Here is a 24,285-nt window from a genome sequence, read left to right on the forward strand (position 1 = left end):
CGAACGGAACTTCGCCATGCCAAGACGCACCGACATCAAGTCGATCCTGATCATCGGGGCCGGCCCCATCGTCATCGGCCAGGCCTGCGAGTTCGATTATTCCGGCACCCAGGCCTGCAAGGCGCTGAAGGAAGAGGGTTTCCGCGTCATCCTGGTCAATTCCAATCCGGCCACCATCATGACCGACCCGGAACTGGCCGACGCCACCTATATCGAGCCGATCACGCCGGAAGTCGTCGCCAAGATCATCGCCAAGGAGCGGCCCGACGCACTGCTGCCAACCATGGGTGGCCAGACCGCGCTCAACACCGCTTTGTCGCTGCGCCGCATGGGCGTGCTCGACCGCTACAATGTCGAGATGATCGGCGCCGATGCCACGGCAATCGACAAGGCCGAGGACCGCGCGCTGTTTCGCGAGGCGATGCACAAGATCGGATTGGAAACGCCGAAGTCGATGCTGGCCAACGCCACCGACGTCAAGAACGCCGACCGCAAGACGCATGAGGCCGAGCGCGCCGCCGTCAAGGCCGAGGCCCCGGCCGATCTCGACACCGCGCTCGACGCGCTGGAAACCCGCTGGAACCTCGGCGAAGGCGACCGCAAGCAGCGCTACATCAGCCACGGCATGGCGATCGCCGCCCAGGCGCTCGACCATGTCGGCCTGCCGGCCATCATCCGCCCGTCCTTCACCATGGGCGGCACCGGCGGCGGCATCGCCTACAACCGCGCCGAATTCTACGAGATCGTCCAGTCCGGCCTCGATGCCTCGCCGACCACCGAAGTGCTGATCGAGGAAAGCGTGCTCGGCTGGAAGGAGTATGAGATGGAGGTCGTCCGCGACAAGGCGGACAATTGCATCATCGTCTGCTCGATCGAGAACATCGACCCGATGGGCGTGCATACGGGCGACAGCATCACCGTCGCCCCTGCCCTCACCTTGACCGACAAGGAATACCAGATGATGCGCAACGCCTCGATCGCGGTGCTGCGCGAGATCGGCGTCGAGACCGGCGGCTCCAACGTGCAGTTCGCCGTCAACCCGGCCGATGGCCGTCTGGTGGTGATCGAGATGAACCCGCGCGTCTCGCGCTCATCCGCCTTGGCCTCCAAGGCGACCGGTTTCCCGATCGCCAAGATCGCCGCCAAGCTCGCCGTCGGTTACACGCTGGACGAGCTGGAGAACGACATCACCGGTGGCGCCACGCCCGCCTCCTTCGAGCCGAGCATCGATTATGTAGTGACAAAAATCCCGCGCTTTGCCTTCGAGAAATTCCCCGGCGCCGAGCCGGTGCTGACCACCGCCATGAAGTCGGTCGGCGAAGTCATGGCCATCGGCCGCACCTTCCAGGAATCGCTGCAGAAGGCTTTGCGAGGGCTCGAAACCGGGCTCACCGGCCTCGACGAGATCGAGATCCCCGGCCTCGGTTCCACCAACCATGCCGACGACCGCAACGCCATCCGCGCCGCGCTCGGCACGCCGACACCCGACCGGCTGCGCATGGTGGCGCAGGCGATCCGCATGGGCACCTCGCTGGAAGACGTGCACGCCATGTGCAAGATCGACCCGTGGTTCCTCGAGCAGATCGCTGGCATCGTCGCCATGGAAGCCCGCATCCGCGAGCACGGCATTCCCGGCGACGCCGTCAATCTGCGCATGCTGAAGGCGATGGGTTTTTCGGACGCCCGCCTCGCGTCGCTGACGAAGACGGACGCCGAAGTGATTGCGAAGATTCGTGAAAAGCTCGACGTTCATCCGGTCTACAAGCGCATCGACACCTGCGCGGCCGAGTTCGCCTCGCCCACCGCCTACATGTACTCGACCTATGAAGTGCCGTTCGCCGGCGCGCTCGCCAACGAGGCGCAGGTCTCGTCGCGCAAGAAGGTCGTCATCCTCGGCGGCGGCCCGAACCGCATCGGCCAGGGTATCGAGTTCGACTATTGCTGCTGTCACGCCGCCTTTGCGTTGCGCGACGCCGGCTATGAAGCGATCATGATCAACTGCAACCCGGAGACCGTGTCGACCGACTACGACACATCGGACCGGCTCTATTTCGAGCCGCTGACGGCCGAAGACGTGCTGGAAATCCTGCGCGCAGAACAGGCCTCGGGCGAGCTGGTCGGCGTCATCGTCCAGTTCGGTGGCCAGACGCCGCTGAAGCTCGCCGACGCGCTGGAAAAGGCCGGCATCCCGATCCTCGGCACCTCGCCCGACATGATCGACCTCGCCGAAGACCGCGACCGCTTCCAGAAGCTGCTGCACAAGCTCGGCCTCAGCCAGCCGAAGAACGGCATCGCCTATTCGGTCGAGCAGGCCCGCCTCGTCGCCGGCGAGCTCGGCTACCCGCTGGTGGTGCGCCCGTCTTACGTGCTGGGCGGCCGCGCCATGCAGATCATCCATGACGAAGGCATGCTGCAATCCTACCTGCTCGACACAGTGCCCGGCCTGGTGCCGGAGGACATCAAGCAGAAATACCCCAACGACAAGACCGGCCAGATCAACACGCTCTTGGGCAAGAACCCGCTGCTGTTCGACACCTATCTCTCGGGCGCCATCGAGGTCGATGTCGATTGCCTCTGCGACGGCAAATCGACCTTCGTCTCCGGCATATTGGAGCACATCGAGGAGGCCGGCATCCATTCGGGCGACTCGGCCTGCTCGCTGCCGGTGCACTCGCTGCCTTCGGAGCTGGTCGATGAGCTGGAGCGCCAGACGGCGGCCCTTGCCCGCGCGCTCAATGTCGGCGGCCTGATGAACGTGCAATATGCGATCAAGGATGGCACGGTCTATGTGCTGGAGGTCAACCCGCGCGCATCGCGCACAGTGCCCTTCGTCGCCAAGACCATCGGCCGGCCGATCGCGAAAATCGCCGCCCGCATCATGGCCGGCGAGACACTGGAAGACGCCTTCGCCCATTACGGCGCCATGCCCGACCCGAGAAACCCCGGCCACATCGCGGTCAAGGAAGCGGTGTTCCCCTTCGCCCGTTTCCCCGGCGTCGACATATTGCTCGGCCCGGAAATGCGCTCGACCGGCGAGGTCATGGGCCTCGACCGCGATTTTGCGCTCGCCTTCGCCAAGAGCCAGCTAGGCGCCGGCGTCGACCTGCCGCGCTCCGGCACGCTGTTCGTCTCGGTGCGCGACGAGGACAAGAAAGGCATCCTGCCGGCGGTCAAGCGCCTAGCCGGCCTCGGCTTCAAGGTGCTCGCCACCTCGGGCACGCAGCGCTTCCTCGCCGAAAACGGCGTCGACGCGCAGAAAATAAACAAGGTGCTGGAGGGCCGCCCCCACATCGAAGACGCCATCCGCAACCGCCAGGTGCAGATCGTCTTCAACACCACGGACGGCCAGAAAGCGGTGTCGGACTCGAAGTCGCTCCGCCGCGCCACGCTGATGCAGAAAGTGCCGTATTACACGACGCTGTCGGGTGCGGCGGCGGTGGCGGAAGCGATTGCGGCGCTGAAGGCGGGGAGCCTCGAAGTGAGGCCGCTGCAGGAGTATTTTGCGTAGGCGATTAGCTTCCTTCTCCCCGTTCAACGGGGAGAAGATGCCGGCAGGCAGATGAGGGGCAGCCCCGCCTGCAACGGGATGGGGGGGAAAGTGCGTCACGCCGTGCAGACATAGCCGCCAATCCGGTCTCTGAGGGCTAACCTGCCTGACAGGTTCCCGGTAAAATTTCCAGTCAATTTAAGTACTACGAATCATCGACAATTCGGATATTGTTACGCTTTGCGACGAATCGGGCGGTCGTTTAATGCTGACGAATATTCAACCAACGCGATCGCGTTTGGTGATGACTTCCAGTGGAAGCATCTCAATCAATGCGGACCAAGAAGAGCAGCCTTTAGCAGTTAAGAGTTCAGTAATTGCATACATTTCACAGAAATTAGGCCATCTACCGAGTGATATAGTATCTATCGACCAGTATGAAAGTCTCGACGGCTCTTTATCAATTGAAACTTTGCAAATCGAATTTGGAAGTATTTGGACCATCAGATTTTCCGAACCAGACGATCAGACTCCTGGAAGATCCTGGAGTGTCGAAATAAGCGTTGGAGAATTGAACAACGAGATACTCGTTGGATTTCGGCTTAACTGCTTCTCAAGAAATTACGACTTCGATTTCGACAACAGCGTTCCTCGCATATTGAGATCGCTAGTTAATATGTTTTCTTATAGCGACTATGGGTACAAATTATCCCAGAACGCAATTACGATACAGAGCAACTCAGATTCAGAATTTTTATACGACCTAATAAATAACACGAAGAGATGGCGAAATATCGTTGCAGTTTCGTGCGACGAAAATTTTGACTCTTTAGTTGATTACAACGGGCTCGCCTATAAATTGAGTGGCGTAGCACATGTCGTGGCAATCAACCCTTCCGCGTCCTTTCATCTATCTTCACTTCTTGGCAAGGAGCTGTCCGTTTTCGATCGTGGCGTCAGGACCTATCGGCCAAGTTTCTCAGAGGAAGATCAACCTACTCGCCACCCCCTCATACTAAGGAGGCAGATAGACAAAGTTCCCGTCATCACAAGAAGGAAATTCGAGGAGGCGATACGGCGCGACTGTTTTAGGATGTCGATCGAACGAGACGGCCTAGCTCGAGTTGTTCCCAGTTTCGTAGACATACGGTTAGCAGCATCCAAGGCCCGGCTAACTGCTTTGGGCCATCACAACTCTTCGAACGACGACCTCGTGCGAGCTGAAATAGAAGCAAGAAAGGCCGCAGAATCACAATCCGAAGCAGCCATGTCAATGGCGCTCCAAGAGGAAGAACTCAGGAAAGAAATTGAGTCCGAAAGAGACAACTATCGAGCGCAGCTTTATGCGATTCGCGATCGAGTTGAGGCTTTGGAGCACCGCCTGTCCGTGGCTGGCGAGCAGCTTGAGACCGGAACTCGCCCGGCATCTTACGACGAAATTTCCCCTTGGGTTGAGCAGAATTTTTCAGGCAAGTTGGTACTGCATCCTAGGGCAAAAAAGGCGTTGAAAAATGCGGCTTACGAAGACATCGGAGTCGTTTGTGAAACGTTGTCTCTTCTGGCCAACGAATACAGAAAGGTTTGCCTTGGTGAAATGCGAAAAGAGGAATTTGATAGCGTCATTTCAAATAAACACCTTGATATGAGCGGATCAATAAGTGAAGAAAGAGCGAAGGAGTTCAACGAGGAATACTTTATAAATTGGAGAGGAAATAAAAGTTTCTTGCACGGCCATATTCAGAAAGGTAATTCAAGAGACGAAAGATATTGCCTTAGGGTATACTTCCTTTGGGAGCCTGAAGACAGCCTAATAGTCGTTGGATGGCTGCCGTCGCACCTAACCAATCGTTTGACTTGAGTTTCTGACAAGCCTTCGTAGTTGCCCAGTGGGCGTTGCCACATCCAGATGCAGGCACTAAGCTTCGACCAGATGCCCTCTCCGCTTCTCACCCTCACGCCACCGCCACACACTCGATCTCGATATCGAACTCCATCGGCCATGACGCCACCGGCACGAAGCTGCGCGCCGGCGGGTTGACGCTGAAGTACTTGGCATAGACCCGGTTGATCGCGTTGTAGAAGCCGGAATTGACGGCGTAGATGCGCACCATCACCACGTTTTCCAGCGAGGTGCCGGCCGCTTCCAGGCAATGTTTCAGCGCCTTCAGCGACGCTTCGGTCTGCGTTTCGATGTCGCCGCGCACCATCTCGCCGGTCACCATGTCCACCGGCGGTGTCGCCGAGATGAACACGAAGCCGTTGGCCTTCACCGCTGTCGAGCAGGGAAGGCCGAGCGCCCGCACCTTGGCCGACATGACGGGCACTTCGATGATTTCTTTCTTCATGGCAATCCTCCCTGGGTTTGCGGGGAGCTTATCGCGCCACCGGCCGAACGCCAGAGCCGAGCCATGGTCCAGAGTTGGCGCCGCTCACCCTGCCCGGATAAAACGAGCCATTCTTGTGCAGGAAGCGGCCGTCGGCGTTGCCGATCATCATATCGATGTCGGAGCAGGGGGGAGCGCCCCTTCCCTTCTCCCCCTTGTGGGAGAAGGTGGATCGGCGCGATTGCGCCGAGACGGATGAGGGGTGTTGGACGGAATGAGGCGTTGGTGTCTTCTGGAACACCCCTCATCCGTCGCCTTCGGCGACACCTTCTCCCACAAGGGGAGAAGGGAAGGTCACGCCACCGCCACACACTCGATTTCGATATCGAACTCCATCGGCCATGACGCCACCGGCACGAAGGTCCGCGACGGCGGATTCTCTGGAAAATACCTGGCATAGACGCGGTTGATGGCGCTGTAGAAACCGGAATTGACGGCGTAGATGCGTACCATCACCACATTGTCCAGCGAGGTGCCAGCCGCTTCCAGGCAATGTTTCAGCGCCTTGAGCGAGGCCTCGGTCTGCGCTTCGATGTCGCCCTTGACCAGTCTGCCGGTCACGATATCGAGTGGCGGCGTGCCGGACACGAAGACCAGTCCGGCGGCTTTGGTCACCAGCGACAGCGGCACGCCCAAAGCGCGCACGGCTGCCGACAGCACCGGCACTTCGATGACTTCTTTCTTCATGGCAACCTCCCTGCGTTTTGCAGGGAGCTTATCCTGCCCCCCGGCGAACGCCAGCTCCGACCCACAGTTCAGAGCCGGAGCTTGTCGCTGCCCTGGAGAAATCGCGTGGGGCGCTGCCGCCACCATGTGCGACTGCGCTCACCCCTGCCCCGGATACGGCGTGCCATCCTTGTGCAGGAAGCGTCCATCGGCGCTCGGGCTCATCATGTCGATGTCGGAGCAAGTGATGACATCGTCCGGATTGCGCGAGCCGACCTCCAGATAGAGCGCCGTCGCGGCCGACCGGTTGATCAGGTGATGGCCGTTGCCGCTGTTTTTGGCGAAGGTCGCGCAGTCGCCTGCCCTGAGCAGCGTCTCGCCGCCATCCTCGACCAGCGTCAGCTCGCCTTCCAGCACAAAGACGAACTCATCCTCGTGGCTGTGCCAGTGGCGCTGGCTGGACCAGCCGCCGGGCGGCAAGGTCATCAGATTGACGCCGAAATCGGTGAGCCCACCCGCATCGCCCAGCCGCCGCCGCGTGCGGTCGGCACAGGGCTGATCGAAAGGCGCCGGGTAGCCGGAGCCTTTGCGGACGGGCACGGCTGACAGGTCGATCTTGGGCATCGAATTCTCCTCGGGTTTGTGGCGGCATTCTAATTCACGGCGGGCGCAGGCGCAGAGCCACCTGGCGGCACTGGTTCGCCGCGAAGCACTCGCCGTGGCGCTCTACGGCGCCCCCCTCTGTCCTGCCGGACATCTCCCCCACAAGGAGGGAGATTGGCCGTCACCACGGCTTTCGCCAGTTTTCAACGTTGCAAGAAGAGAGCCGGCGCCACAACTGCCAATCTCCCCACTCGTGGGGGAGATGTCCGGCAGGACAGAGGGGGGCGCCGTAGAGCGCTGATTTTCGGATGCTCCAGCCTGGCGGCGCGTGGAAGGCAAGGCCCTCTAGTGGCAACACCCCGCCCCATATTGCAGCTGCTCGTGCCAGTTCGGCTGGCCCTCGGGCGTGAAATCCATCAGGTTCCATAGGATCTCGCAGGTGCCGATGGCACGCGGGTCCTGGCCGAGTTCCGGCGGCGCGAAGCCGAGCTCGGACGACCAGAAATGGCGGATGCCATCCGCGTCGCGATGAAACACCGACAGCAGCGGCGTCTGCGCGCCGTCGGCCGTCTCCGCATTGTAGTCGCGCTTGAAGCTGTTTGCGGCCGAAGACACCAGCCGCATGTTGCGCCAGCCGCGATCGCGGCCGAGCGTGACCAGGTTTTCGAGCCCGGTCTTGCCCACCACAGCGAAGTTGAAGCCGGCCGCTTCGAGATGGCCGACCGCGCCGTCGAACTGGTCGAGCAGCGCCGTGCAGGACGGGCATGGCTGGTCCGGGCGCGCAAGCTTCGCCGTGCCGCCGGTGGTCGCCACATCGCGCGTCTCCTGGGGATGGCGCGGAAACATCATGTTATAGAGGATCAGCGAGTCCTTGCCTGGCGCGAACAGCTCCGACAGCTTTACGCGCGCCGGCTTGCCGCCCGGTCCCAGCCCATCGAACACATAATCCTGCGGCACCAGCCCGCCCGGCGGCAATGCGCGGCGCGCGACAGCCACCGCCTCCATGGCGCGACGCAGCTCGATTTCCTTTTGCAGCAGTTTTTCGCGGGCGGTGCGATATCGGGCGGATTCGTTGGGAAAGGTGATCATGATCGTCTCCTTCGGTCGTCGCGCCGGCGTCCCGGCGCGGTTGCTCTGCGACCCAAGGACGTTTGGCGGCGCTCGGCTCCGACATTTTTCCGATGGCGCGCGGCGATCGCTCGCGGCGGAACCTCCGTGGCTTCCCGGCATTCTCACTTCGGGATAAGCCAGCGGCCTGGGGGACAAGATGCACAATGACGAGATCGACCTGCGCTGCCCACAAGTGGTGGCCGACAACGCCGCCCAGGGCCTCAGGCTGCGCGGAGAATTCGGCCGCGGTGGCACAGAGATCGGCGTGGCCCGCGCCACCGAACTGAAGAACCGGGAAAAGCTCGCGCCCTCCACCATCCGCCGCATGGTCAGCTATTTCGCCCGCCACGAGGTCGACAAGCGCGGCAGGAACTACGGCAATGCGGCAAACCCGTCGGCGGGCTACATCGCCTGGCTGCTGTGGGGCGGCGACGAGGGCCGCGCCTGGGCGCTGGACCTCAAACGGAAGATCGGCAACGCGCTGGATATTTGAGTGTCGCTCAGCTGTACCAATCGACCTCGAACAGACCAAGCCGATCGTAGAGCCGCACTGCGGCGGCGTTCTCCACCGTGTTGGTCTTCAGGTCGACATGGTCAGCGCCGCGTGCGCGAAAGGCGGCGAAGGCGTGCCACATCAGCGCCTCGCCAATGCCCTTGCCGCGCGCCTCGGGGTGAACGGCGAGGTCCTTCACGAAGGCCGATGTCCAGCATAGTGCCGCTGCCGCCAGCAGGCCCCTGGCGTCGATGACGAGGAAACACAGCGCCGGGTCGAATTCGGGGTCGCCTGATATGCGCGGCCACCACGCGTCGAACGGCCCGTCGGTGCCATCTTCGAACACCTCGCTCAAAAGCGCATGCAGGGCCGGTGCGTCGCCAGGCTCGAAGCAGCGCATGACAAAGCCATCCGGCCAGTGCGGCGCAACCAGCGTCTCGTCGAGGATCTTGCGCAGCCGGATGTCGTTCAGAGCCGGCGGGCGCGGTTCAGGCATCGCGCTCAGGCGTCGGGCTGCAGGCGGCGGCGCTGGCGGTCGCGGCCAAGTCCGGTCGCCTCAAGCAGGCCCTTGCGCTTGGCGTCGTAATAGTAGCCGGTCTGGTAGAGCCAGTCGGCCTTCTTGGCATTGCCGCCGGCCACCAGCCAGGCGCCGCGCAGATATTTGACCGCGTATTTCAGATTGGTCTCGGCGTCGAACAGGCCCTTGGCCGGTCCGTCATAGCCCATGCCGCGCGCCGTCGCGTGCTTGATCTGCATTAGCCCCCAATGGCCATTGTTGTAGGCTTTCGGGTTGAAGGTGCTCTCGCGGTTGACGACATGGCGCACCAGATCCACCGGCACCTGGTAGAGGGCGGCATATTTGTCGATCAGCCGGTCGACATCGCCGCGCATACCGGTCGCGTGCTGTTCTTCCACCGGTGCCATCGGGAACTGGACGAGGGCAGCCGGATTCTGCGGCACGACATAGGCAACCTGCTGGACGCCCGACATGATTTTCCGGTCGCCCTTGGCGGTCGCCGGCATGACGAGCCCGGCGGTCATATAGGTTTCGGCCGTCTTGGCAGGCTTGCCCGCGATCGCCGGCGGCGGCGCCTGCCAGGCATTGGCGGTCATCACGGCGGGCACGGTGGGCGCCGCCGGGGTCGATCCGGCGAAGGCGGCGGTCGCCATTGCCGGCCCGACGGCGGGATCGAGTGCCGGCGCGGCCGGGCCGGACGTCAATTCAGCCGTCTGAACGGGCGCGATGCCGGAGGATTGCGGCAGCACCGAAACCGTCTCCGGCAGCGGTATCGTGAAGCCGGCGTCAGCACCGGCGGCGGTCGCGGTTTCGGTCAGGGCAGGCGCGGACTTCATCTGCGATGTCGACGTGCAGCCGCTCATGCCGGCGGCGGCCAGGATCGCGCCGATCGCGATAAGAGTATGTTTTGCTGGCAAGCCGCGCTCGAGTCCGGTTTGTCGGGTTGTTAAGAAATTCCTTACACCAGCGATTCACCACCGGCAATCGGGGCCATCAGATGGTTTTCGGGTGGCGAGACTCTGGCGGGGATGCCATATTGTTCTGGATATGTACTGGGACGAATCCCGGTTTTCGCCACTTTGCGGAAAGGAACGCATCATGGAAACGACAGCTTCGATCACAGCCGGCCACGCAGTGTTAGAAACAGTGATCGGTTTCATGGGCATCGCCTGGAGCGAAAAGGGCCTGATCCGGCTCTGCCTGCCCGAACGCAGCCGCGAGGCGGTGGAGCGGCGGCTGATGCGCCATGCCGGCATTTCCGCCTCCACCGCCCAGCCGCCATGGGTGGTCGACCTGATCGCTTCGATCAAGGCCTATGCGGCTGGCGAAGACGTCGACTTCAGCGGCGTGCCGGTCGATCTCGACGGTGTCGACGATTTCCGCCTCGCCATCTACGACGCGGCGCGAAAGCTCGCCTTTGGCGAAACCACCACCTATGGCGAGCTGGCCAAAACCGCCGGCCATTCCGGGCTCGCCCGCGAAACCGGGGCAGCACTTGGCGCCAATCCGGTGCCGCTGGTCATTCCTTGCCATCGCATCCTTGCCGCCGGCGGCAAGATCGGCGGCTTCTCGGCGCCGGGCGGATCGGCCACCAAGGAGAAGATGCTGGCCATGGAAGGCGTGCGCGTCGGTCCGCCGCCGCCGGCGCAGGTTTCCTTCGGATTTTGATCGAAGCGCCTAATTGTTGTGGAAGAACCGGCGGCGGAAATGCCGATCATTGTCCGGCCGCTTGCAGTTATAGACCGGGCAGGACTTGGTGTCGGCGCTCGGCACATAGGCGCGTGTCCTGATCTCGCCCATGGTGCAGAACTGCTGGCTCTGCACATAGCGGTCATAGAGCGGCAGGCCCGGCACCCGCGTCGACTGGTAGCGCAGAATGACGGCGCCCTGCCGCGCGATCGTCGACTGGACCTTGCCGCAGCTCATATGCGTCGGATCATAGCGCGAGATCGCCTGCGCCTGGGCAGCCACCAGCGTCAGGCAGGCGGCAAGCAGAATGGCTTTCATGGTTCTCTCCCCAAAGGCCCTCTCGGATCGACACCCGCCGGGGACCCAATCCTGTCGCGACGCTCTCACGCGATTGGGGCGGCCATTGGGCAGTCCCCTGATCACGGCTTTCTCACGCAGTCTTGTTTTTCGTCCAAAACCAGCCTATATGCGTTCCATTGATATTTCGGCCGATCGATCCGGGCCTCGCGATAATCGCGTTTGCTGACGTCTATCTCCAAAATCTCGATGCACACCGGCTGGACCTCGGTCTGGTCAATCTAAAGCAAATGTGAAGGACTATCTAAATGGCAACTGGAACGGTCAAGTGGTTCAACGCCACCAAGGGCTTCGGCTTCATTCAGCCTGACGCGGGCGGCGCGGACGTTTTCGTCCACATCTCCGCTGTCGAGCGTGCTGGGCTGTCGACCCTGGTCGAAGGCCAGAAGATCAACTTTGAGATCGAGCAGGACCGCCGCACTGGCAAGTCGTCCGCTGGATCTCTGAGCAAGGCAGCCTGATTTTGCGAATGGCGCGCGCCGGGTGAGAGCCCGGGGCGCGCGGCAAGTCACGGATGTACTGACAGTCGCGCGAGAAGCTCGCCGGAGCGAAAAGACCCGACAAGCTGGATCAGCAGATAGCTGCCAGCCCGGACCGGACGCTCCCGATCAGGCTACCGAGAATGGGAAGGCGGGATTTATCCCGCCTTTTTATTTGTCTGGGTTTAGGTAACCGACAATTGGCGAAAGCAGCGATGCAGCGTCCTTCTCCCCGTCACTATACGGGGAGAAGATGGCGGCAGCCAGATGAAGGGCAGCGCCAACCTTCTCTGTAAGTATAGTTGGTTTGGCGATAGTTTCTGAAGCGTCGCGCCGCCCCTCATCGCCCTGCCGGGCACTTCTCCCCGTATAGCGACGGGGAGAAGAACACTCTGTCCGCTCGGCGCCAACAGAGCAAAAGACAAAACTACCCCAGCCATTCCATCGGCACGTGTCCCGGATCCGCCTCCACCCGGCCAAGCCAGTCTGCCACTGCTGGATAGGCATCAAGCTGAAAACCGCCCTGCTCTGCCGTATGCGTATAGGCATAGAGCGCGATGTCGGCGACGCTAAGCGCACCGCCGGCGAAGAAGGCATTGTTTTCCAGATGCTTGTTCATCACGCCGAGCGCCTTGTTGCCGCGCTCCAGCGTCACCGCCAGCCGCTCCGGCGTTGCATCCCTGGCCCGTTCGGGAAAGGTCAGCAGCGCCTTGCGCACGGCGATGTAGGGCTCGTGGCTGTATTGTTCGAAGAACAGCCATTGATAGGCGAGCCCGCGCTCATATCTCTCCGCCGGCAGGAAGCGCGTGCCCTCGGCGAGATAGAGCAGGATGGCGTTGGATTCGGCCAGCCGGCGGCCGTCGGCGAGCTCCAGCAGCGGCACCATGGCGTTCGGGTTCTTGGCGACGAAGTCTGCTTTTCGCGTCTCGCCGGTGTGCGAACTCACCTCGATAGTGGTGAAGGCCAGGCCAAGCTTGGCCATCAGCAGGCGCGGCTTGTAGCAATTGCCGCTGTCGATCATGCCGTAGAGTATCATTGCCGTTCCCCGAGCGCTGCCTGCGCCGGCGCGATTATCGCAGCGGCTCCAGCCGCAACCAATGATTTCTTTTGGCACGACCATCAGGGTTGCTGATGTGTGGAGGCATGAAGCACAGACAGACAGGTTGCGCCGCCTGCTACGCTGGCGATTGGCGAAGACATCCGTGACCGCGTCCTTCTCCCCGTCACTATACGGGGAGAAGTGCCCGGCAGGGCGATGAGGGGCGGCGCGACGTGTCAGGACTATCGCTCGGTCCGATCTTTCATCGGGTCATCGATTCAAGCGCGAAGGTCGGCGCTGCCCCTTGTGTGTTTGGAATATGCATAATGGAGGGTGCCACGAACCGGTGGATGTTCCGGTTCGTGGCGGCGGTCGAGAGCCCGTCGCCCCTCAGGTGGCCTAAACCGTAGGTGAGCTGGGGCCCGACCGCCTTCTTTGTGAACCCGAACAGTTGCAAGGGGCAAGCCCCCGCACACAAGGAAGGGATTGAGGAGATGGCTGAAGAGACGGTTCAGGACGTCGGTATTGACGTCGCCAAGTGGTGGCTCGATGTGTCGGTGTTTCAGACGCTAGAACGAGCCCGTTTCGACAACGACAAGGACGGCTGGGCCGAGCTGATCAAGTGGCTGACGGGTCGCAATGTGCGCGCCATCGGCATGGAGCCGAGCGGCGGCTATGAGCGCGGTGTGGCCAAGGCGCTGCGCAAGGCGAACCTGCCGGCCAGGAACGTCAATCCGCACAAGCTGCGCCACTATGCCCGCGCCCTTGGCCGGCTGGCCAAGAACGATCGCATCGATGCGCTGCTGATTGCGCGCTACACCGCCGAACTGCCGACCCGGCCGGTGCGCTGTGACCCAATCGCCGAGCAACTCGCCGATCTGGTCGTTGCCCGCAGGCAGCTCAGCGACGACAAGGTCAGCCTCGCCAACCAGCTCGAGCAGATACGCGAGCCGACGGTCAAGCGCATGTTCACCCGGCGGCTGCGGCGCATCGAGCTCGATATCGCTCTGCTTGCCAAACGGATGGCCGAACTCGTCGCCAGCCAGCCAGCGCTCGCGGCCAGGGATCGCCTGATCCAGTCCTTCTGCGGTGCCGGCCCAGTGTTCAGCCACACCGTGCTTGCTCTGGCTCCCGAGATTGGTGAGGCCTCGCGACGAGAGATCGCAGCCCTTGCCGGCCTCGCGCCCTACGACTTCGACACCGGCACTTTCCGAGGCAAGCGCAGCATCTGGGGTGGCCGTCATGACGTGCGCAGGGTGGTCTACATGGCAGCACTCACCGCCAGTCGCTCCAATCCTGTGCTCAAGGCTTTCCATCAGCGCCTCATTGCAAACGGCAAGGCGCCGAAAGTCGCTCTCATCGCCGTCGCGCGAAAGATACTGACCATCCTCAGTGCCATGATCCGAAACAACGAACCGTGGAACCCAGCCCGACCCTGACAAACACAGTTGCTCATCTGGCTGCCGCCATCTTCTCCCCGTAAGTGACGGGGAGAAGGACGCTCTCGCCGCAGATTTCGCCAATCACCAACGCGCCCTTAGCCGAACAGCGGCACCACCTTGCTATCCCCGCCAAGCAGTGCGTCGATGGCCAGCGGCTCTTCGTCGAAGATCGTGCCGGCGAGCGCCGGGCGGGCGAGAAGAAAACCCTGCAGCAGGTCGACGCCGCCTTCGAGCGCGACGCGCAGATGGGTGGGTTGCTCGATGCCTTCGACCAGCACCTTGGCGCCTTGATCGTGCAGGGCCGAAACCAGCGGGCGGAAGAACCGTTCGGCGGCGGCATGGCGGCAGAACTCGGCGAACCAGGTGCCGTCGATCTTGACGATGTCGGGACGAAGCAGGCTCACGCGCTCCGCGGTCGAATGGCCAGTGCCGAAATCGTCGATGGCGATGCGGATGCCGTCACGCCGCATTTCGCGCACCAGCCTGGTGAGAAGCGCGTCGTCGGCCGCCTGTTCGGTGATTTCGCAGACCAGCATCGCCGGCGCGAGGCCGAACTCGCCGAGATGTCGGGTCATCAGCCGGATCTCGGCCAGCGCCCGCCCGGGATGGTCGTTGATCAGCGGATTGTAGTTGAAGAACAGATCGAGCCCGTCGACGCCGATGTTGCGAAAATTCCTGAGGTGCAGCGCCCGGCACATGGTCTCGACAAACAGCCGGTCCGAGGCGGCAATGCTTTCGAAAAACACTTTCGGCGCACCGGGGCGGCCGGCACGGTGCGGCTCGATCAGGGCTTCGACCGCGACGGCGTGGAGAAAGCGGCCGCGCGCCGCGAAAATCGGCTGATAGGCGCTGCGCAGCCGGAACTCGCCATGGACGCCATACTCGATGCCGACCTCGTCGACGAAGATCGCATCGCCGACATTGCGCCGCCGCTCAAGCCTCATGGCGTTACCCTGCGCCCGAAGGCTTTCGCCCGCCGCGTCGCATGTGGTGAGGCCGGTTGGGCAGGCGCGGCTCCAGCGACCGCGGGTTGCTGCGTGGTTTTGCCGAAAACGCGAAAACTGGTCGGCGCCAGTTCGGGTCGCGCCAGCACGAAACCCTGCACCATCGACGCTCCCGATTTCTCGGCGAGTTCCAGTTGCCAGCCCTCCTCGATGCCCTCGAACACCGTGCGGATGCCTTGCTCCTCGAAACTTTTCACCATGGTGGTCAACAGCGCGAAACCGGCGCCGGACTCCATCAGCTGCGTGATCCAGTAGGCGTCGAATTTGACGATGTCGGGCTTCAACTCCTTGATGCGGTTGATGTCGGAATCGTCGGCGCCATAATCGTCGACGGCGATGCGAAAGCCGTTGGCCCTCAGCGCGGCGACGAAGCTGTGCAGGGTCTCCTGCGATGCCGACCTCTGCTCGGTCACTTCGCAGACCACGCGGCGCGGATCGATATCGGCCTCATGCAGCACCAGCCGCATTTCGCGCAAGGCATTGTCGGCAACGGCCCGCTCGGTGAACACCGACGGGTCGAAATTGACGAAGATCGACGCCTCTTGCGGCAGGCAGGCGCCGGCGTTCAGAAGATGCAGCGTCCTGGTCAGCGCCTCGACATGCAGGCGGTCGGCGGCCGGACAGGTGCTGAAAAAACTCATCGGCGACTGCGGCTCGCCATCGCGGAACGGCCGGATCAGCCCTTCGAACGCGGCCACCGACAGCTTGCCTTCGTTGAAGGCGAAGATCGGCTGGAAGGCGCTTTGCAGCGTGTAGATGCCCCAGACACCGGTGGAGGTGCCGTCGTCATGACGGATGATGTGGGCAAGCCCGATGCTGCGCGACACGGTTCCTCGCTCCGCGAACTGGCGGATTGGATTGCGATCCTGCCACTCAAGCCTCTACCGCCCGTTAATGAATTTATTGTTGCCGATCACGGCTCCTTGAGATCTGGATCAGCCGACAATGCTTGCACTGCGCGAAATCATGCGACATGAGAAGCGCCGCGGCCGCTCCTGGCCGTGCCGATCCTCTGTGGAGACGTTCAAGGTCATGGCCTTTCTTGCCGACACCCTTTCGCGCGTAAAGCCTTCCGCCACCATCGCGGTGACACAGAAAGCGCGCGAGCTGAAAAATGCCGGCCGTGACATTATCGGCCTCGGCGCCGGCGAACCGGATTTCGACACGCCCGACAACATCAAGAGTGCGGCGATCGAAGCGATCCGCCGTGGCGAAACCAAGTATCCGCCGGTTTCGGGCATCGTGCCGCTGCGCGAGGCGATCGCCAAAAAGTTCAAGCGCGAGAACAATCTCGACTACAAGCCCGAGCAGACCATCGTCGGCACAGGCGGCAAGCAGATCCTGTTCAACGCCTTCATGGCGACACTGAACCCCGGCGACGAGGTCGTTATCCCGCGCCCCTACTGGGTCAGCTATCCCGAGATGGTGGCGATCTGCGGCGGCACCTCCGTGTTTGCCGACACCTCGATCGACAACGGCTTCAAGCTGACCGCCGCTGTGCTGGAAAAGGCGATCACGCCGCGCACAAAGTGGCTGCTGATGAACTCGCCGTCGAACCCGTCTGGTGCTGCCTACACGGAAGCCGAATTGCGCGCGCTGGCCGATGTCCTGTTGAAGCATCCGCATGTCTGGACGCTGACCGACGACATGTATGAGCACCTGACCTATGGCGACTTCGTCTTCAAGACCATCGCCGAGGTCGAGCCGAAGCTCTACGAGCGCACGCTGACCATGAACGGCGTGTCGAAAGCCTATGCCATGACCGGCTGGCGCATTGGTTATGCGGCCGGTCCGGTCCAGCTGATCAAGGCGATGGACATGATCCAGGGCCAGCAGACCTCGGGCGCCTGCACCATCGCGCAATGGGCATCGGTCGAGGCGCTCAACGGTCCGCAGGACTTCATCGCCAAGAACAAGGCGATCTTTCAAGGGAGGCGCGACCTCGTCGTCTCGATGCTCAACCAGGCGCGCGGCATAACCTGTCCGTCGCCGGAAGGCGCCTTCTACGTCTATCCGTCCTGTGCCCAACTGATCGGCAAGAAGACCAAGGCCGGCAAGGTGATCGACACCGACGAAACCTTCTGCTCCGAACTGCTCGAGGCCGAAGGGGTCGCGGTGGTGTTCGGCTCGGCCTTCGGTCTTGGCCCGAACTTCCGCATCTCCTACGCCACCTCGGAGAGGCTGCTTGAGGAAGCCTGCACGCGCATCCAGCGTTTTACGGCGTCGCTTATCTGATCGCGCCAATCTTGAAACTGAAAGCCCGGCTTCACTGCCGGGCTTTGTGTTGCGCCGCATCACGGGCGCGGCGCTCAGCCGCCATATTGGACTGACGTCACCTCTTCCAGCCAGTCGGCATGGACGCCGTCGAGCGCCTCCTGCATGGCAATATGCGTCATCGCCGATTTCGGCGCCGCACCGTGCCAGTGCTTTTCGCCAGGCGAAAACGAGATGACGTCGCCGGCCCTGATCTCCTGAACCGGGCCGCCCCATGCCTGTGCAAGCCCGGCGCCCTCGGTAACATAGAGCGTCTGGCCAAACGGGTGCGTGTGCCAGTGGGTGCGCGCGCCCGGCTCGAAGCTGACCAGCGTGGCCCGCAGCCGTGCCGGTGCCTCCTTCTCGATGATCGGCGTCTGCAGCACCCTGCCGGTGAAGTACTTTTCCGGTGCTATGATGGTCGGCACGCTGCCGCAGGCAATGATCTTCATCGTGATGATCCCGGAATTGGTGAGCGATCGGCATCAAACGCCGCCCGACATTTGAGGCAAAAACGCATTTGAGGCAAAACACATTCTCGGCCGATAACATCCCAGGCGCAACCGGCCGTTTCGCCCGCCGCCACAAGACCCGGGTTTTTCTCCTTAACCATGAACGCTCGCCGCGCCGCGCCACGGGACGAGAAGACGGCGAATTCAATGTCTTCTTAACAGCTGCGCTCTAGCCCTGATCCTGCATTTCAGGGGGCGATGAGATGAGCATACTGGCGACGATCAAGGACCACAGCGGCCGCATCTACCGCGGCATCCAATTGTTGCTTCTGATCAGCATCGGCGCCGCGGTGCTTGGCGCGGTCAACCTGTCTCGAGACCTGCCCTCCAGCAACGCCTATGCGGTCTCGGCCCTCGCCACCAGCCTGGCCCTGCTGGCGCTGATGTATATGCGCAGCAGCGTCGTCCATCGCTTGCAGTCAGCGGCCGCCGCCGAGGCGGAAAAGCATCATTTCCTGACCAGGGACGCGATGACCGGGGCGATGACCCGCCGCTATTTCCTCGAAGCACTGCGCGACAGTCTCGGCAGCATGCGAGACCGGCGCGATGCGACCTTGCTGTTGATCGATGTCGATCACTTCAAGCAGCTCAACGACACGTTCGGGCATCAGTTCGGCGACCTCGCCCTGGCGCATCTGGTCAAGACGGCCGAGCGCATCTTTGCGGGCGGCATGGTCGGACGGCTAGGCGGCGACGAGTTCGGCGTCATCATCGCGCACAACGATCTCGCCACCATCAACAAGAATGTCAGGCGATTGCTGGATGCCATGCGGGCCGGAAAATCGCATGAGGGCAAGACCATTCCGCTCTCCATTTCCATCGGCGTGGCGCTGGCGCCGACGCATGCCTCTAACACCACGGAACTGATGCTGGTTGCCGACCTGGCGCTCTATGAAAGCAAGGCGGCGGGCCGTGGCCGGGTCACCGTGTTCGACGAGGAGATGCTGTCCGACAAGCGCTACCGTCGCCTGGTCGAACGGGAGCTGCGTGCGGCGGTCTATCTCAGCGAGCTCGAGCTGCACTATCAGCCGATCGTCAACCCGGACGGCTCCACCTATGGCTTCGAAGGACTGATCCGCTGGCGCCACCCCGTCCGTGGCTTGATCTCGCCGGCCGAGTTCATTCCGATCGCCGAACGCTCGACCCTGATCGACATGCTCGGCGAGTGGGTGTTCAAGCGGGCCTGCGCCGACATCGGCCATTTCCCGGGGCGCCGCATCTCGATCAACGTCTCCGGCGAACAGCTGAAGCGCGACGAGATCGTCACCATGTGCGACCGCGTGCTGAAGGAAACCGGCCGTTCCGCCGCGCAATTCGTCATCGAGATCACCGAGACGGTGGCGACCGCCGCCACGCCCGAAATCCTGCGGCGCCTCGAAGCGTTGCGCGGACTCGGCTTCCACATCGCACTCGACGATTTCGGCACCGGCCATTGCGGCTTCAACTATTTGCAGACCTTGCCCATCGACAGCATCAAGATCGACCGCTCCTACATCCGCAGCCTTGCCCATGACCAGGTGGCGCAGATCTTCGTATCGGCGCTCGCCCAGATCGCGCGCATCCAGGATGTCACCATCGTCGCCGAAGGCGTCGAGACGCAAGAGGAGTTCGCCCTGGCCAGGGCCACGGGTTGCAATCGTTTCCAGGGCTACTTCTTCGGCCGGCCGGCGCCGCGCGACAAGGTCGGTTCGTTGCGCGCCGTCAGTGCCGAGCCGCTGGCGCTGAGCGCCTGAGACCACGGCGACGAGTTTCTATTTTTCTTGCCCTGCCGGCAAACAAGTGGGACGATGGCTTCGGGCAGGTGGTGAAACCAAAAGAACCCCGCCCGCGACGGTCGAACAGGCCGGCCGCCGCACAGGACCGATTGACCACGCCTGAACCATGGATGCCAGTCGGTCCTGCGGGAAACGCCTGAGTGGAGGTCAGTCATGGGTACTCGCGCCGGAGGACGACGCACGGGACCGAAATGCATTGCCATAGTCGGTCCCTTCGCAAGCGGTAAGACGACACTTCTCGAAGCCATATTGGCCCGCACGGGCTCAATTCCCCGACAAAATCCCGTTTCATCAGGCAACACCGTTTCAGATCATTCGCCCGAGGCGCGCGCCCACGCCATGAGCGTCGAGGCGACAATTGCCACCACCGAGTTCATGGGCGAGCAATTGACCTTCGTCGACTGTCCCGGGTCCATCGAATTCTCTTTCGAGGCCGAGCCGGTGCTGGCCGCCTGCGACCTCGCCGTGGTCGTTGCCGAGGCCGACGAAAAGAAGATCCCTGCCCTGCAATTGATCATGCGCAAGCTCGACGATCTCGGCGTGCCGCGCATCCTGTTCCTCAACAAGGTCGACAAGGCAATCGCCGGTGTGCGCGACACGCTGAAGATGCTGCAGCCGGCAAGCTCGGTGCCGCTGCTGCTGCGCCAGATTCCGCTGCGCAAGGACGGCGTCGTCATCGGCTCGATCGATCTGGCGCTGGAGCGCGCCTACATCTATCGCGAATATGCCGAGAGCGAGGTGGCTGAGATACCGGGCGACGACAAGGCGCGCGAGCTGGAGGCGCGCTTCTCCATGCTGGAGACGCTGGCCGACCATGACGACCGGCTCATGGAACAGCTGCTCGAGGAGATCGAGCCGCCCAAGGACGCCGTCTTCGACGACCTCGCCGCCGATCTGCGCGATGGCGCGGTGACGCCGGTGCTGATCGGCACCGCCGAGAAAGGCAATGGCGTGCTGCGCCTCTTGAAAGCGATCCGCCACGACGCACCCGACATCGGAGCAACTCGCCAACGGCTCGGCGCGCCCGACGGCGCGGCCACCGTGGTCCAGGTGATGAAGACCATTCACACCCCACATGGCGGCAAGCTGTCGGTGTCGCGCATCCTGTCCGGCCAGGTCGTCGACGGCTCCGAACTCTGGCTGCCCGGCAGCGACACGGCAAAGGTTTCCGGCATCTACAGGATGCTCGGCAAGGACCAGTCCAAGCTCACCATAGCCAAGGCCGGCGACACGGTGGCGCTGGGCAAGCTGGATGAGGTCAAGACCGGCCAGACGCTGAGTTCGGCCAAAGGCGGCGCCAAACAGCTGTTCGAATCCGAGCCGCCGCAGCCGGTCTTCGCTTTCGCCCTGCGCCCCAAGGAGCGCAAGGACGAAGTGAAAATGTCGGCCGCCATTCAGCGGCTGGCTGAGGAAGACCCCTCGCTCAGCCTGCGCCACAACCAGGACTCGGCCGAGACCGTGCTGTCGGGCCATGGCGAGATGCATCTGCGCGTCGTGCGTGAGCGGCTGGAAGGCAAGAACCAGATTCCGGTCGAAGGCCATGCGCCGGCGGTGCCCTATCGCGAGACGATCCGCAAATCGGCGCAGCAGCGCGGCCGCCACAAGAAACAGTCCGGCGGCCATGGCCAGTTCGGCGACGTGGTGATCGAGATCAAGCCGCTGCCGCGCGGCGCCGGCTTCCAGTTCACCGACACCATCACCGGCGGCGTCGTGCCGAAGACCTACATCCAGTCGGTCGAGACCGGCGTGCGCGACTATCTGAAGTCCGGCCCGCTCGGCTTTCCCGTCGTCGATGTCGCCGTCAACCTCTCGGACGGCTCCTACCATGCGGTCGATTCCTCCGACATGGCCTTCCAGATGGCGGCCAGACTGGCGATGAAGGAAGGCATGGCCGCCTGCTCGCCGGTGCTTCTGGAGCCGGTGATGAAAGTCGAGATCGTCACGCCGTCCGACGCGACATCGAAGATCATCGCGCTGATCCCGCAGCGGCGCGGCCAGATCCTCGGCTACGACGCGCGGCCCGACTGGCCGGGATGGGATGTCGTCGAGGCAACCATGCCGCAAGCCGAGATCGGCGACTTGATCATCGAGTTGCGCTCGGCAACAGCGGGCGTCGCCAGCTACCGTGCCGCCTTCGACCACATGGCCGAACTCACCGGTCGACTCGCCGACGAGGCGATGAACGCCAACGGCAAGGCTGCTTGATTTCAGGCACCACGCCCCTGCGAACCTTGGTTTGAGGGGGCGAAATGGAAACGACGCCCGGCGGGGACCGGGCGTCGTTTTATTGCGGACCGTTTCCTTGGGAGGTAAAACGGCAGGTCCGCCGCATTTTATGCCGCCGGGTTTCGGCGGGAGAAGGTTCGGACGCGGTAGCCGCCTGAGCCCGGGCCGTCCGAGTGATGCCCCCATCTCCCGCACGACCACACCGCGTCCTATGATCTGCATAGCAGGTGTTGAGCGTCCGCGACATGTTACCCGAGGTTACATGTCACTGTTACGCGGCAATTCTGATGAACTTTTCAGCCGCCCCGGCAGGGCTCAGGCAACAAAAAAGCCGGATCAACGAAGATCCGGCTGAGTTTGATTGGAAGTGCCTGTTAAGGCTAACCTCCAGAGGGGAACACTCGAGGGCGCTAATGGGAGGAGAACGCGCCCAGGAGATGATCTATATATCTGCTCATCATGCCCAAGAAACAAGCATCTATTTTGCAACACACGCATGCAAAAAGACGCAGGCTGTGGTCTAACCCATATCCAAGACGAATAGGACCAGCAAAAACACCGAAACCGAGCGCCGGGCAATGCGATTCTCAGTACAGGATCGCCAATCGCGATCGGTTTTTGGCTCGAAACGCCAAAACTGCGCAGTGACGCGGAAGCGGGCAGCAGGCGTTCATTTCTCAGGCAGTTAGGGGAAAGCATCCAATGCGGACGTCTTCAGCGATCGCCGGCAGCGCCGCCTTCTTCATCGCGGCACCCGGCGTGGTTGCCGGGCTGTTGCCCTGGCTGTTGACCGATCGCTGGGCCTTGCCGTGGTCGAGCCTGCCGGGCTTTGTCCCTGTTGGCGGGCTCCTGATCATCGTAGCGATTGCCGCGCTGCTGCATGCCTTCGGTCGCTTTGCGCTCGAGGGCCTGGGCACGCCCGCTCCGGTCGCGCCGACCGAGAGGCTGGTGATCGGCGGCATCTACCGCTATGTCCGCAACCCGATGTATGTCGCCGTACTGTCGATCATCCTCGGCCAGGCGCTGCTGTTCTTGAGCTGGACGCTTGCCGCTTACGCCGTCATCGGCGCGATCGCCATGGGTTCCTTCGTCAGGTTTTATGAGGAGCCGACATTGGCCCGCCGCTACGGCGACGAATACGAAACCTACCGCCGCAACGTGCCCGGCTGGCTGCCGCGGCTGACGCCCTGGCGGGGGTGATCCGAAGAAACGAAGCACCGCCGTTCCAGGGCATGTTGAGATTCAGGTCAGGCCGGATCACCTGAATATCGATATGCCCTCAGAAGGACCAGCTTCGGGCCTTGGCGATGATGAAGTCGCGGAACACATGCAGCTTGGCCTGGTTCTTCATCGCGTCGGGATAGGCGAAATAGGTGTCGAAGGACGGCACCTCGGTCTCCGGCAGCAATTGCACGAGGTCGGAGTCCTTGCTGATCACATAGTCGGGCAGCATGGCGATGCCGGCACCGCCCTGCACGGCGCGCTTGATCGACAATATGTCGTTGATCTGCAGCGTCGGCACCCTTTGTCCGCCGTCGAAATCGCCGACCGTTTCCAGCCAGTTCAGCTCCGACAGATGCGACGGCACCGGCACGCCGAAGGTAACGATGCGATGGCTCTTCAACTCGGCCACCGAACCCGGTTTGCCGTGCTTGGCGACATAGGCGGGCGAGGCGTAGAGATGGAAGTGCACGGTGAACAGGCGGCGCTGGATCAGATCCGGCTGCTGCGGCTGGCGCAGCCGGATGGCGCAATCGGCCTGGCGCATGGTCAGGTCGAGTTCCTCGTTGGCAAGGATCAGCTGTAGGCTGATTTCGGGATAGAGCTCGATGAACTCCTGCACACGCTCGGTCAGCCAGCCGGCGCCAAGACCCACCGTCGTCGTCACTCGGAGCACGCCGGAGGGGCGATCCTTGGTCTCGGTCAGCCGCGACTTGATGGTTTCGAGCTTCATCAGCACGTCATGCGCCGTGCGGAACAGCATTTCGCCCTGTTCGGTCAGCACCAAGCCGCGAGCGTGGCGGTTGAACAGCGGCACGCCGACATCATGCTCGAGCGCGCTGACCTGCCGCGAGATCGCCGATTGCGACAGATGCAATGTCTCGGCCGCATGGGTAAACGACCCCGCCTCCGCCGCAGCGTGAAACACGCGTAGCTTGTCCCAGTCCAACGCCATGATTCCCCTCGTTCTGTTTTTGGCGTCTGAATGAAAAATCAGGCTTTTACACGGCCTTTCTAAGCCGTTTTCT

General features: G+C 62.5%; 22 protein-coding genes. 10 read left to right on the forward strand and 12 right to left on the reverse strand.

What is annotated here, in order from left to right; all coding sequences use genetic code 11:
- Window positions 1-16: 16 nt before the first annotated feature.
- A complete protein-coding gene (carB, locus tag BPNPMPFG_RS13210) occupies window positions 17-3,508 on the forward strand; it encodes a carbamoyl-phosphate synthase large subunit (RefSeq protein WP_258595829.1) in 3,492 nt (1,163 codons plus the stop codon).
- Between the two features lie 280 nt (window positions 3,509-3,788).
- Window positions 3,789-5,345, forward strand: a complete 1,557-nt coding sequence (locus BPNPMPFG_RS13215; protein WP_258595830.1) for a hypothetical protein — start codon at window positions 3,789-3,791, stop codon at window positions 5,343-5,345.
- A gap of 94 nt (window positions 5,346-5,439) precedes the next feature.
- Here BPNPMPFG_RS13215 and BPNPMPFG_RS13220 read toward each other — a convergent pair whose 3' ends face one another.
- The 4 genes from BPNPMPFG_RS13220 to BPNPMPFG_RS13235 form a co-directional block, all read right to left on the reverse strand.
- Window positions 5,440-5,832, reverse strand: coding sequence for a RidA family protein (locus BPNPMPFG_RS13220; RefSeq protein ID WP_258595832.1), 393 nt, complete (start codon window positions 5,830-5,832; stop codon window positions 5,440-5,442).
- Window positions 5,833-6,165: 333 nt separating this feature from the next.
- Window positions 6,166-6,558 carry a RidA family protein gene (locus BPNPMPFG_RS13225; RefSeq protein ID WP_258595833.1) on the reverse strand — a complete coding sequence of 131 codons (393 nt, stop codon included), beginning with the start codon at window positions 6,556-6,558 and terminating at the stop codon, window positions 6,166-6,168.
- A gap of 138 nt (window positions 6,559-6,696) precedes the next feature.
- Entirely contained in the window at window positions 6,697-7,161 is a 465-nt protein-coding gene (locus tag BPNPMPFG_RS13230; RefSeq protein ID WP_258595834.1) for a cupin domain-containing protein, read from the reverse strand.
- Window positions 7,162-7,485: 324 nt separating this feature from the next.
- Window positions 7,486-8,229 carry a DUF899 family protein gene (locus BPNPMPFG_RS13235; RefSeq protein WP_258595835.1) on the reverse strand — a complete coding sequence of 248 codons (744 nt, stop codon included), beginning with the start codon at window positions 8,227-8,229 and terminating at the stop codon, window positions 7,486-7,488.
- Between the two features lie 178 nt (window positions 8,230-8,407).
- On the opposite strand from BPNPMPFG_RS13235, the gene BPNPMPFG_RS13240 reads away from it, so the two are divergent.
- A complete protein-coding gene (locus BPNPMPFG_RS13240; protein ID WP_258595836.1) occupies window positions 8,408-8,743 on the forward strand; it encodes a hypothetical protein in 336 nt (111 codons plus the stop codon).
- 7 nt (window positions 8,744-8,750) lie between these two features.
- Here BPNPMPFG_RS13240 and BPNPMPFG_RS13245 read toward each other — a convergent pair whose 3' ends face one another.
- Window positions 8,751-9,239 (reverse strand): GNAT family N-acetyltransferase, encoded by a 489-nt coding sequence (locus BPNPMPFG_RS13245; protein WP_258595837.1) that lies wholly within the window; start codon window positions 9,237-9,239, stop codon window positions 8,751-8,753.
- A gap of 5 nt (window positions 9,240-9,244) precedes the next feature.
- Complete coding sequence (locus BPNPMPFG_RS13250; protein WP_258595839.1) at window positions 9,245-10,177, reverse strand: lytic transglycosylase domain-containing protein; 933 nt, start codon at window positions 10,175-10,177, stop codon at window positions 9,245-9,247.
- A gap of 181 nt (window positions 10,178-10,358) precedes the next feature.
- On the opposite strand from BPNPMPFG_RS13250, the gene BPNPMPFG_RS13255 reads away from it, so the two are divergent.
- Entirely contained in the window at window positions 10,359-10,928 is a 570-nt protein-coding gene (locus BPNPMPFG_RS13255) for a methylated-DNA--[protein]-cysteine S-methyltransferase (protein ID WP_258595840.1), read from the forward strand.
- Between the two features lie 9 nt (window positions 10,929-10,937).
- On the opposite strand, the gene BPNPMPFG_RS13260 is transcribed toward BPNPMPFG_RS13255, so the two are convergent.
- Window positions 10,938-11,267, reverse strand: coding sequence for a hypothetical protein (locus tag BPNPMPFG_RS13260; RefSeq protein ID WP_258595842.1), 330 nt, complete (start codon window positions 11,265-11,267; stop codon window positions 10,938-10,940).
- Window positions 11,268-11,554: 287 nt separating this feature from the next.
- Between BPNPMPFG_RS13260 and BPNPMPFG_RS13265 the strand changes: the two genes are divergently transcribed.
- A complete protein-coding gene (locus tag BPNPMPFG_RS13265; protein WP_010910991.1) occupies window positions 11,555-11,767 on the forward strand; it encodes a cold-shock protein in 213 nt (70 codons plus the stop codon).
- Window positions 11,768-12,212: 445 nt separating this feature from the next.
- On the opposite strand, the gene BPNPMPFG_RS13270 is transcribed toward BPNPMPFG_RS13265, so the two are convergent.
- Window positions 12,213-12,821 (reverse strand): glutathione S-transferase family protein, encoded by a 609-nt coding sequence (locus tag BPNPMPFG_RS13270; RefSeq protein ID WP_258595843.1) that lies wholly within the window; start codon window positions 12,819-12,821, stop codon window positions 12,213-12,215.
- Window positions 12,822-13,318: 497 nt separating this feature from the next.
- On the opposite strand from BPNPMPFG_RS13270, the gene BPNPMPFG_RS13275 reads away from it, so the two are divergent.
- On the forward strand, window positions 13,319-14,263 hold the full coding sequence (locus BPNPMPFG_RS13275) for an IS110 family RNA-guided transposase (RefSeq protein ID WP_258590634.1): 945 nt from the start codon (window positions 13,319-13,321) through the stop codon (window positions 14,261-14,263).
- Window positions 14,264-14,361: 98 nt separating this feature from the next.
- Here BPNPMPFG_RS13275 and BPNPMPFG_RS13280 read toward each other — a convergent pair whose 3' ends face one another.
- Window positions 14,362-15,210 carry an EAL domain-containing protein gene (locus tag BPNPMPFG_RS13280; RefSeq protein ID WP_258595845.1) on the reverse strand — a complete coding sequence of 283 codons (849 nt, stop codon included), beginning with the start codon at window positions 15,208-15,210 and terminating at the stop codon, window positions 14,362-14,364.
- A complete protein-coding gene (locus tag BPNPMPFG_RS13285; protein WP_258595846.1) occupies window positions 15,207-16,097 on the reverse strand; it encodes an EAL domain-containing protein in 891 nt (296 codons plus the stop codon). Before BPNPMPFG_RS13285 ends, BPNPMPFG_RS13280 begins: the two co-directional genes overlap by 4 nt.
- Window positions 16,098-16,302: 205 nt before the next feature.
- Here BPNPMPFG_RS13285 and BPNPMPFG_RS13290 point away from each other — a divergent pair, with 205 nt between their 5' ends.
- On the forward strand, window positions 16,303-17,505 hold the full coding sequence (locus tag BPNPMPFG_RS13290; protein WP_258595848.1) for a pyridoxal phosphate-dependent aminotransferase: 1,203 nt from the start codon (window positions 16,303-16,305) through the stop codon (window positions 17,503-17,505).
- Between the two features lie 74 nt (window positions 17,506-17,579).
- On the opposite strand, the gene BPNPMPFG_RS13295 is transcribed toward BPNPMPFG_RS13290, so the two are convergent.
- On the reverse strand, window positions 17,580-17,975 hold the full coding sequence (locus BPNPMPFG_RS13295) for a (R)-mandelonitrile lyase (RefSeq protein WP_258595849.1): 396 nt from the start codon (window positions 17,973-17,975) through the stop codon (window positions 17,580-17,582).
- Window positions 17,976-18,238: 263 nt separating this feature from the next.
- Here BPNPMPFG_RS13295 and BPNPMPFG_RS13300 point away from each other — a divergent pair, with 263 nt between their 5' ends.
- The 3 genes from BPNPMPFG_RS13300 (at window position 18,239) to BPNPMPFG_RS13310 (ending at window position 23,236) form a co-directional block, all read left to right on the forward strand.
- Window positions 18,239-19,768, forward strand: a complete 1,530-nt coding sequence (locus tag BPNPMPFG_RS13300) for a putative bifunctional diguanylate cyclase/phosphodiesterase (RefSeq protein ID WP_258595850.1) — start codon at window positions 18,239-18,241, stop codon at window positions 19,766-19,768.
- Window positions 19,769-19,963: 195 nt separating this feature from the next.
- A complete protein-coding gene (locus tag BPNPMPFG_RS13305; RefSeq protein WP_258595852.1) occupies window positions 19,964-22,015 on the forward strand; it encodes an elongation factor G in 2,052 nt (683 codons plus the stop codon).
- Window positions 22,016-22,738: 723 nt separating this feature from the next.
- Window positions 22,739-23,236: a methyltransferase family protein gene (locus BPNPMPFG_RS13310; protein ID WP_258595854.1), complete on the forward strand. Its 498-nt coding sequence runs from the start codon at window positions 22,739-22,741 to the stop codon at window positions 23,234-23,236.
- A gap of 79 nt (window positions 23,237-23,315) precedes the next feature.
- On the opposite strand, the gene BPNPMPFG_RS13315 is transcribed toward BPNPMPFG_RS13310, so the two are convergent.
- Window positions 23,316-24,212, reverse strand: a complete 897-nt coding sequence (locus BPNPMPFG_RS13315) for a LysR family transcriptional regulator (RefSeq protein ID WP_258595856.1) — start codon at window positions 24,210-24,212, stop codon at window positions 23,316-23,318.
- Window positions 24,213-24,285: the final 73 nt, after the last annotated feature.

It is taken from the genome of Mesorhizobium sp. AR07, from assembly GCF_024746815.1.
Lineage (GTDB): Bacteria > Pseudomonadota > Alphaproteobacteria > Rhizobiales > Rhizobiaceae > Mesorhizobium.

What these genes read in the sequence shown, in the direction of transcription:
- BPNPMPFG_RS13315 (WP_258595856.1), bottom strand. Translation starts at nt 24,212, where the DNA reads ATGGCGTTGGACTGGGACAAGCTACGCGTGTTTCACGCTGCGGCGGAG.
- BPNPMPFG_RS13255 (WP_258595840.1), top strand. Translation starts at nt 10,359, where the DNA reads ATGGAAACGACAGCTTCGATCACAGCCGGCCACGCAGTGTTAGAAACA.
- BPNPMPFG_RS13245 (WP_258595837.1), bottom strand. Translation starts at nt 9,239, where the DNA reads ATGCCTGAACCGCGCCCGCCGGCTCTGAACGACATCCGGCTGCGCAAG.
- BPNPMPFG_RS13310 (WP_258595854.1), top strand. Translation starts at nt 22,739, where the DNA reads ATGCGGACGTCTTCAGCGATCGCCGGCAGCGCCGCCTTCTTCATCGCG.
- carB (WP_258595829.1), top strand. Translation starts at nt 17, where the DNA reads ATGCCAAGACGCACCGACATCAAGTCGATCCTGATCATCGGGGCCGGC.
- BPNPMPFG_RS13235 (WP_258595835.1), bottom strand. Translation starts at nt 8,229, where the DNA reads ATGATCACCTTTCCCAACGAATCCGCCCGATATCGCACCGCCCGCGAA.
- BPNPMPFG_RS13260 (WP_258595842.1), bottom strand. Translation starts at nt 11,267, where the DNA reads ATGAAAGCCATTCTGCTTGCCGCCTGCCTGACGCTGGTGGCTGCCCAG.
- BPNPMPFG_RS13295 (WP_258595849.1), bottom strand. Translation starts at nt 17,975, where the DNA reads ATGAAGATCATTGCCTGCGGCAGCGTGCCGACCATCATAGCACCGGAA.
- BPNPMPFG_RS13280 (WP_258595845.1), bottom strand. Translation starts at nt 15,210, where the DNA reads ATGAGGCTTGAGCGGCGGCGCAATGTCGGCGATGCGATCTTCGTCGAC.
- BPNPMPFG_RS13300 (WP_258595850.1), top strand. Translation starts at nt 18,239, where the DNA reads ATGAGCATACTGGCGACGATCAAGGACCACAGCGGCCGCATCTACCGC.
- BPNPMPFG_RS13225 (WP_258595833.1), bottom strand. Translation starts at nt 6,558, where the DNA reads ATGAAGAAAGAAGTCATCGAAGTGCCGGTGCTGTCGGCAGCCGTGCGC.
- BPNPMPFG_RS13240 (WP_258595836.1), top strand. Translation starts at nt 8,408, where the DNA reads ATGCACAATGACGAGATCGACCTGCGCTGCCCACAAGTGGTGGCCGAC.
- BPNPMPFG_RS13230 (WP_258595834.1), bottom strand. Translation starts at nt 7,161, where the DNA reads ATGCCCAAGATCGACCTGTCAGCCGTGCCCGTCCGCAAAGGCTCCGGC.
- BPNPMPFG_RS13305 (WP_258595852.1), top strand. Translation starts at nt 19,964, where the DNA reads ATGGGTACTCGCGCCGGAGGACGACGCACGGGACCGAAATGCATTGCC.
- BPNPMPFG_RS13220 (WP_258595832.1), bottom strand. Translation starts at nt 5,832, where the DNA reads ATGAAGAAAGAAATCATCGAAGTGCCCGTCATGTCGGCCAAGGTGCGG.
- BPNPMPFG_RS13265 (WP_010910991.1), top strand. Translation starts at nt 11,555, where the DNA reads ATGGCAACTGGAACGGTCAAGTGGTTCAACGCCACCAAGGGCTTCGGC.
- BPNPMPFG_RS13275 (WP_258590634.1), top strand. Translation starts at nt 13,319, where the DNA reads ATGGCTGAAGAGACGGTTCAGGACGTCGGTATTGACGTCGCCAAGTGG.
- BPNPMPFG_RS13290 (WP_258595848.1), top strand. Translation starts at nt 16,303, where the DNA reads ATGGCCTTTCTTGCCGACACCCTTTCGCGCGTAAAGCCTTCCGCCACC.
- BPNPMPFG_RS13270 (WP_258595843.1), bottom strand. Translation starts at nt 12,821, where the DNA reads ATGATACTCTACGGCATGATCGACAGCGGCAATTGCTACAAGCCGCGC.